The following is a 7,567-nucleotide window of genomic DNA, read 5'->3' as shown; positions in this document are numbered from 1 at the left end:
GTCTTTTTTACAAAAAGTGAGCTAAATATTTTCCATTTTGTTATTTTTAGGTACTTGACTTTTTACCGCAGGACTTAGAAAAAGCTTAATTTAAAGTTGTTAATAAAGTATTCTCCACAGTTTCTGGATTTCCTGCCAGATCTGTCCAACTGGCGGTTTTTCCGGTCCAACTGGCGGAAAATCGCGTCTGAACGGCGGAAAATATCATATTACCAGCTATTTAAAATCGATAACTCTTCCCCAATACAGAATGTAGTTGAGCTTGTCGCCGGGCATATATTCACCGGTCATACGTTTTTTTATAATGCAATCGACTTTCACTGTAGGTCTTTCCCTGTAAGGATCATCATAACTCCAACCTGTATTATAGGCGATGTATATTTGAATGTCTTCTCTGCCCTCTTGAATATCTTGGCCAGAAATATTTCTTGATTCAGTAAAAAGTTCTACAGCGGTAAACCCCCCGGCCTTTTGCTTCAATGATAAGGAGGCCGAAACCGGTATAAATGCATCGGAGTCAGTTATCACACCTTTAGCGGTGATGTCTTCCATCTCCAGAATGGTCTGTGTTTTCATGATTCTATCGTCCTGCAGGTGAATGTACCTGTAGCGGTCATTCCACTCGGTCTTGATTCCGAAGGCATCTGTGAGGGTGCGAAGAGGAATGAAAGCTTTGCCGTCAGAAAGCACCGGAACGGTGTCTATCTCTTTGGGCTTTCCATCTATCTCAATGGTTCTAGATCCGATTGTAAATTTAAGGCTTTTGCCTGAAAATTTGACGGTTACTGCCATGTTCTGATAATCAAAGTTCACATCTGCCCCTAAAAGGCGCTGACAAAATATGCGTGCCGGAACCATCAGACGGTTCTGACTATCAATATAGGGGGGCTTAGGGTAGGTATACAGCACAAAATATTGATTGACTTTAAGGAATACGGGTAAATTCATTGAAGCAAACGCCGATTCCGGTACAAGAAAAATAATTATGAAAGCAATTATGAAAGCAATGATTGACTTGTAAGAACGGTACAATATCAATACCTCCTTATAAAAGGGCGGGTATGCAATTGCTGCGTTACCCACATTTTTATTTAAAAACTACTATTTCTCCAGGTTCAAGTAGATGTTGTCCGTTTCTTCGGCAGCACTTACATAATTAACAACGACATGAGTGGAATCGGGATAACTAGTAGTCTGATAGATATCAGTTTTTGCCCAAGTATGGTTAGAGGTCGAGCCAGTTCCAATCTTGCAGGAGTACCAGTGAGCATTTTCATACCAAGATCCCGAAGAAAAGTTCTGGTTAGTCTGGGCTATAGTGGTACAGCGCTTAATACGGCAGTCAGAACCATTCTGATTAAAGCCAGTTGCATCCATAGTGTAGGATATTGTCCTCTTCGTATTGCTAGTATCGTAGGCCGTTACCGACAGGGTTACTTTTTCGTCTGAAGGCACGTAGAACTTTATGAAGGCGTCCTGATTAGCTTTAAACCTTGGAGTGGTTGTATAAGGCTTACCGCTCCCGACCTTCATATAAAAAGCCCAGTTGTCATAAGTTTGGCTATACTGCAATCCTGCATCTACTTCCACACCAGTGCTTCCAGTACCGCCAGTGTAAACATAAGCTGTATCCCCCACAGATTGTTTAATCTCGATCTCTTCACCTCCGGCTAGATGAACATAGGAAGAAAACCAAGAATAACCGGTGATTGATTTGATTCGTCTATAGGGACCTCCGGTGGCAAGAATGCCGGCAACTGAAGCTCTGGTTCCCTCACTAGCAAAAGTTTCTTCCTCTGGGAAAGCTCTCATGTTGCCCTTCAAATCACGATAAATATTGCCCTTAACTTTATCCCACTTGATAATGTTATTTTTTAGTTCAGGCTTATTTGCATAAACTTTTCCATCAGCTGCAATGTAAATTACGTTTTCCCGATCTTCAGGTTCGAGGGTCTCCATAATTCGGGCAATGACAACCCGTTCTTCGCCCGTAATTTCGGGGCTAATCTGCTTTTCAATTGAGCCTACATTATAAATGCTGAATGATGATGCGTTTGCTACACTATTTTTTAATAATAGAGCTAACACAAAATAAGTAACGATAGCTAAAGAAATAGTAGCCATCCTCCTCATTAAGTTACCCCCCTAGTTTAATATTTGTATTTAAATTTATTTGATAAAATATTCTCCGCAGTTTCCTGATTTCCTTCCATCTTTGTCCAACTGGCGGTTTTTCCGGTCCAACTGGCGGAAAATCGCGTCTGAACGGCGGAAAATAGCCCCATCGGCTAACGGTCGCTGCTGACAGCCACATGTATATTTTCGCCGCCGAAGCTCGCCCATGCCGTTAGAGTGAAGGGCTGGAGCTCCCAGCCCCTCCTCATCAAACCGTACGTGAGGTTCTCCCTCATACGGCTTTCCAATATTCTTCTTCCTTCAGCATTCGAACTATGCAGATAGAAGTTTTAGTCCCATGTTTTTGAAAAGTGCACATAGTTTCAGGAAATCTCTTCTTTTCCTGCGGTGCCTCTTTTCGTTATACCATACAGCAAGTTTAGTATGGATGTATTTGTCTAATTGCCATAGTTTATCCCATCTTGAGCGGTGGTAATAGTTACGCCATCCGGTGATTTTCCTGTTAAGTGTCTGGATAATAATATTCCCGGCCATCCAGTCTTTTACATTTTACCATCCTGTTATGGTACCCAAGGAAATCGAAGCCATTCTTGCCCTCCCACATTGATACTATCCTTGTCTTTTCATTGGGACTCCCAAGTTCACTTTCTTTGAATTCTCCTCCTATCATGATGCCTGCTTTCAGCCATCTCGACCAGTTTCATAAGTTTATCGTGATTTATGTTGTCTAGGTTTTCGGCTATTTCGTTTAGTACTGTTTCTACTCCTATTTCTTCTATCTTGGCAATGGTTTGGCCATCGATACCGGCACTTCCGGCATTCTCTTTTACGTTGAACCACGCTTTCCATAGTATGTCTTTTCTCCAAAGCTTGTCGTATAGTGCATGAAATCTTCTGGTTCTGCTTCCCCCTCAGACTCCCTCCCTACAGAATAGCAACTTCACCCTTTTGGCTTATATGCTTTCTCTTTACGGTTTCCCGTGCAGGGTAGGGCCTCCCCAGTTCCGCAATCTACTGTAACTTCATACCGTCTCCCCTACGCCGGAGGATTCCTCTGTGTTGCATCCAAGTTCTTCACACATTCCATGGGCTTCGCCCATACGCCAGAGGCTCGCCATCCTCTGTTCTCCCATATGGGTTTTCTAACAGCGCTGCAGAGTTCACTTTATGTTACGGTCTGAAGTCTTGCATATTCAGGGCGCTTTGACCGTATCATTTCTGACACAACCAGCCCTGAAGCTAACCGGCCCCTTGGCGGCTACCGGTACCGGACTTTCACCGGCAAGCAAATTGCGGCTTTGCTGGGCACGCGGCACACTAAAAAAAGCCGAGTTTTTTGCGCGGCTGTGTTTATTTAATGCTTCAAGAAAGCCTTCCTGTTTCCCTCTTTCTTCGGCATACTTGAACACATTTAGCATTCTAAATTCCTCCCATAATCTGTCAAGGGTTTCTAAATTTGTATGGCTTTTTGTGTAATTTCTTTGACGTCTTCTTTTTTGAATTTCCTCCCCCATAAGAACAACTGGCGGATTTTCCGGTACAACTGGCGGTTTTTTGGGTATGAACGGCGTAGCGGTTTTTTGGCCGTTTATAACCGAAATTCCGCCGGTTAGCCCCTGAAAAGCGCCAGTTGGACCGGGTAAGCAGGAAATTTAAGTAATATGTGGAATAAATAAACAGTGGAAAAAGAAAAAACTCGGTGATAACGGCAAACTCATCGAAAGGTGGGGGCGCAAAACCATAGGGTCTAAGGCGCTGTTGCGCTATGACAGCCTGGCTGCCGCTGAATCTGATGGATAAGCCTGCTTTCTTTCGAGAGCGGGTTTTTTTGTCACTTCACCAAACGATATAAAAACGCGCCGGAGCCTTAGAACGGGTTTTTTGTGAACCATTTTCATTGGAAAAGGGGGGCTTTAGGTTGCATAACAGACCAAAACTGAAGGATTTGATACGCAGGGCGAAAAACGGCGACGAGGAGGCCGCCCACCAGGTGGTTGACCGGTTTAAGGCTATTGTAAAAAAATACACACGCCGCCTGGGGGATGAAGACGCGGGAGCGGACCTGACGGAATGGATATTGAACGCTATAAAAAACTACAGGCCAAACACGACCTGGGGAAGAGACGAACTAAGCCGGTATATCAGGAATAATGGGGGTAAAAAATTTTTTAAAAAAAACTGACAGGGAGGTTATAAAAATCGACCCTTATTAACTCTTTTATATATAGAGGACTTGCCCGGTAAACAAAGAGGGGGAGGTGAAAACATGGGCTCACATCCAGGATGTCATTGAGCCTGATCTCGAGGAAATCAGGATTACGGCATGGCTTTTGACCGGATTGCGTCATGAGGCGAACCGCCTGGTCAGAAAACAAAAACATCTGCGGGAGCACGAATTGTTTATTTTAAATCAAAAGATTAACGATGATGCCGGAAATGAGATAGTGGAACTAATCGATACGATTGCGGATAAAACCGATACGCTGGCCGAAGCCGAAGACCGGATTTTTATTCTGGAAATTCTGTCGCTCCTGACGCCGCGCCAGCAAAAGGTAATAAAAGCTACGGTGTTTGAAGATTTGACGGAAAAGGAGGTTGCCGAAAATTTGGGAATATCCCAGCCGGCAGTTAGCGTGATAAAGAATAGGGCTCTGAAAAAGCTGAAAAAACATTTATCTCAATTTGATTTATCTTAATATACAGACCCGGCGGCTGAATTAATCCGTTTAAAAGTGAGGTGAAATCCCGTGCAGGACCAGTTCACTTACTCCTCTCTCGGTACCTTAACCGGCGCCGTTACCGCCACCGTGATGGTGGTGGAATTTCTTAAAGAATCCGGATGCTTCAAGCTGATCCGGACCCGATGGCTTGTATTTCTCGTTGCACAATCAATTGTAATGATTACCAGCATTGCCCGGCATGAGTTCAGCATCATAAACATTCCGCTTATTTTTCTCAACGGCCTGCTGGTGACCACGTCGGCCATGGGGAGCTGGCACATATTAAGCGACAGCATGTTCAACTTCCCAAGAGAAAAGGATATATCCCGGGAAACCAGACGGCCTGGCTGCGGCTAGATGGTCTGCGCAAATCCCTTGGAGTAATTACGCAATCTCAAATACAATTTCCTTACAAATAATATTTTTTGTAAATTCTTCTTTTTTGTTTCGGTAATTTCGAATGTGTATCTTTACCCTGATTTTTACACCTATATTATGTGGAAAAAATGTTTGTTAAATAAATAAATTTTTTCGTTACTGTTCTTCTTTTTTATCCGATATAATAGTGCCTGTATCAGGATCGATAAAATATATATGTTTTATACCGTCAAACAAGTTATCATCACCGTCAATAACTAAGTATTTTTTTGAATCTATTTTATCGATTGAGATAGAGTTACAATAAATATTTTCCTTTTCCCATATTTTTTCTCCAGTTTCTGAATTATAGCAAACAAGTTTTCCGGGCAAACTGAGTTCACCGGTATACCATGCTATAATAAGCTTGTCGTCTAAAACATAAGGCGGTAAGCGCGCCGTCATATACTTATCCGCATCTATAAGGTAATTAGTCTTACCATCAGTCAAATCCAAGCATCCATAAAATTGACTGCCGGCTACATAAATGCATGTGTCATGAACTGTTACAAAAGAAATTTCTCCTTTATCACTTTTAAATTCTTTTCTCCATATTATTCCTTTTGAAGTTGATACTTCTAACATATTTGAAGAATAACGTACATAATATTGTCCTGTTGTTAGCTGTTTAATAGTATTATTTTCCGTATTTAAAATAACCGCATTATTGTTTTTGTCCCATATAATTGAAATATTGAAAATTTCCGGCAATAGCCTCACATGAATATATGTTACTCCGTTTTTTAGAATTAACCTGGAAGTTAATTGTTTTTTATTGCCATCTATTAAATAGAAAGATGAGTTAACTTTACCTTGAAATGTATGAACTGGCGAGCAAATAGTAATTTCTTTTGTTTTTGAATTCCAGGAAACTTTGGCGTTAACTAATGTAGATATTTCTTTTACAGGAACCATGCACTTTCCATGTAATAAAAAAGTTTTGATATTAGTTTCTTCACTGTTAAAGATTATTTTAGGAGAGTTGCCGGCAAAAGATAATTCGGAAGCACTGAACATGAAAATAACCAATAAAACTAAGAATATAAATATTTTTAAGTTCTTATTAATCATTATTCATTTCCCCCATTTAATCAACTCTGTATTTTCCGCAAAGTAATCTCTTTTAGAACTCTTCTTTAGGACACTTATCGCAGTATTTTAAGGCTCCTTTACTCGCTCACAAGACGTGATTTATCCTAACAAGATAATCTAATGCTACTTTTCAACCGATATTATTAATTTTTACGGACAATCTATATTTATGGTTTCGTTATAATAAGGGTCAACATTTGTAGTTGTTACATAAGTTGTTTTTTCTGTATAATCCTTACCTACTTTTGTATCTGCTGTACCCCATAAATGCATTTCGCTTTTATTTGCTATATAAACATTAGACCAGATATTTTTTTTGGAATATCCATTACCATTAAGTAACAAGCTGGTAACTCTACGCATATCCTGGTTAGTTCCATCATATTTTGCCCCTTGTGCTGTATAAATAAATGTTTTACTACCTCCGCTATAACTTATGTATAAAGCAATCTGATTATCTTGAGGAACATATTCTCTTAAAAAAACCTTTGTGCCAGCAGGTATCCCGTTAGTCGGCCATTTATCATCCACCCAATTTCCGCTTATATTATGATACACTCTCCACACACCACCATAAAGTCCCCCCATTACTAATCCTTGCTCTACATTAATGGTTCCGCCTATACCCATATAATTATAAGCTGCTTCACCCGATGCATTTACCCCTGAAATATCAGAACTCGAAGGTAATGTTATATAGCCTTCTGTTTTTCTATAGCCTGAATAAGATCTTACTCTTCTGAATTCACTATAAGTGGATTGAGAACTGTTTTTTAATTCACTATTGTTAGAAGTCATTGTAAAAAATTGTCCACAATCATTATTAACGGGAATTACTGAACCATCTTTAAATGTAACCTTTCCATTTTTAACTTTGTAAATGTCAATCTTTTTTAAACCTTCTTTTTCGTTATAAGAATAACCATTTTCTATATCTACAAAAGTCACATCTATGAGTTCTGCAGGGTCTTCTAAATGTTTTTTACTTTCTTCCAATTTTATTTTTAGTTCATTTTTAATTACTTCTTTTGCAGACTCTTTTGCCAAAACAAAAGGATGTCCTAAAAATGAGATAGCAACAAAGACTATAACTAAACTATAACTTATAATTTGATTTTTATTAAACATTTTAACCCTCCATTCCGCCGCTACCGCTGGCGGCACAAATAGTAATGAAAAAAATGGTGCGCGGTTTTCACCAC

The 7,567-nt window shown here is 40.1% G+C and carries 9 protein-coding genes, 1 pseudogene and 1 riboswitch; of the genes and pseudogenes, 3 read left to right on the top strand and 7 right to left on the bottom strand.

Annotation, left to right across the window (positions count from 1 at the left end):
* Positions 1–216 precede the first annotated feature (216 nt).
* From ACKX14_RS15245 to ACKX14_RS15225, 5 genes and pseudogenes are all read right to left on the bottom strand, one after another.
* Positions 217–948: a copper amine oxidase N-terminal domain-containing protein gene (locus tag ACKX14_RS15245; protein ID WP_422449168.1), complete on the bottom strand. Its 732-nt coding sequence runs from the start codon at positions 946–948 to the stop codon at positions 217–219.
* 153 nt (positions 949–1,101) lie between these two features.
* Entirely contained in the window at positions 1,102–2,133 is a 1,032-nt protein-coding gene (locus tag ACKX14_RS15240; protein ID WP_422449166.1) for a YrpD family protein, read from the bottom strand.
* 315 nt (positions 2,134–2,448) lie between these two features.
* Complete coding sequence (locus ACKX14_RS15235) at positions 2,449–2,670, bottom strand: group II intron maturase-specific domain-containing protein (RefSeq protein ID WP_422449165.1); 222 nt, start codon at positions 2,668–2,670, stop codon at positions 2,449–2,451.
* A gap of 194 nt (positions 2,671–2,864) precedes the next feature.
* A pseudogene (locus tag ACKX14_RS15230) lies at positions 2,865–3,041 on the bottom strand (group II intron reverse transcriptase/maturase); the annotation flags it as partial.
* A 288-nt stretch (positions 3,042–3,329) separates the two neighbouring features.
* A complete protein-coding gene (locus ACKX14_RS15225; protein ID WP_422449163.1) occupies positions 3,330–3,554 on the bottom strand; it encodes a hypothetical protein in 225 nt (74 codons plus the stop codon).
* Positions 3,555–3,833: 279 nt separating this feature from the next.
* Positions 3,834–3,921, top strand: a riboswitch (cyclic di-GMP riboswitch).
* 133 nt (positions 3,922–4,054) lie between these two features.
* On the opposite strand from ACKX14_RS15225, the gene ACKX14_RS15220 reads away from it, so the two are divergent.
* From ACKX14_RS15220 to ACKX14_RS15210, 3 genes are all read left to right on the top strand, one after another.
* A complete protein-coding gene (locus tag ACKX14_RS15220; protein ID WP_422449161.1) occupies positions 4,055–4,318 on the top strand; it encodes a helix-turn-helix domain-containing protein in 264 nt (87 codons plus the stop codon).
* Between the two features lie 76 nt (positions 4,319–4,394).
* On the top strand, positions 4,395–4,832 hold the full coding sequence (locus ACKX14_RS15215) for a sigma-70 family RNA polymerase sigma factor (protein WP_422449159.1): 438 nt from the start codon (positions 4,395–4,397) through the stop codon (positions 4,830–4,832).
* A 51-nt stretch (positions 4,833–4,883) separates the two neighbouring features.
* Positions 4,884–5,213 (top strand): hypothetical protein, encoded by a 330-nt coding sequence (locus ACKX14_RS15210; protein ID WP_422449157.1) that lies wholly within the window; start codon positions 4,884–4,886, stop codon positions 5,211–5,213.
* A gap of 177 nt (positions 5,214–5,390) precedes the next feature.
* Here the strand turns inward: ACKX14_RS15210 and ACKX14_RS15205 are convergent, their stop codons facing one another.
* Together ACKX14_RS15205 and ACKX14_RS15200 are read right to left on the bottom strand one after the other, a co-directional pair.
* Entirely contained in the window at positions 5,391–6,344 is a 954-nt protein-coding gene (locus tag ACKX14_RS15205) for a stalk domain-containing protein (RefSeq protein WP_422449155.1), read from the bottom strand.
* A gap of 171 nt (positions 6,345–6,515) precedes the next feature.
* The coding region (locus tag ACKX14_RS15200) for a hypothetical protein (protein ID WP_422449153.1) at positions 6,516–7,567 on the bottom strand (1,052 nt) is incomplete at its 5' end.

It is taken from the genome of Thermorhabdus hydrogeniformans, from assembly GCF_049310025.1.
Classification (GTDB): domain Bacteria; phylum Bacillota; class Thermosediminibacteria; order Thermosediminibacterales; family Tepidanaerobacteraceae; genus JBJYKD01.
Note: the sequence above shows the minus strand (reverse complement) of the source record. Positions and strands in the feature narration are given on the sequence as shown.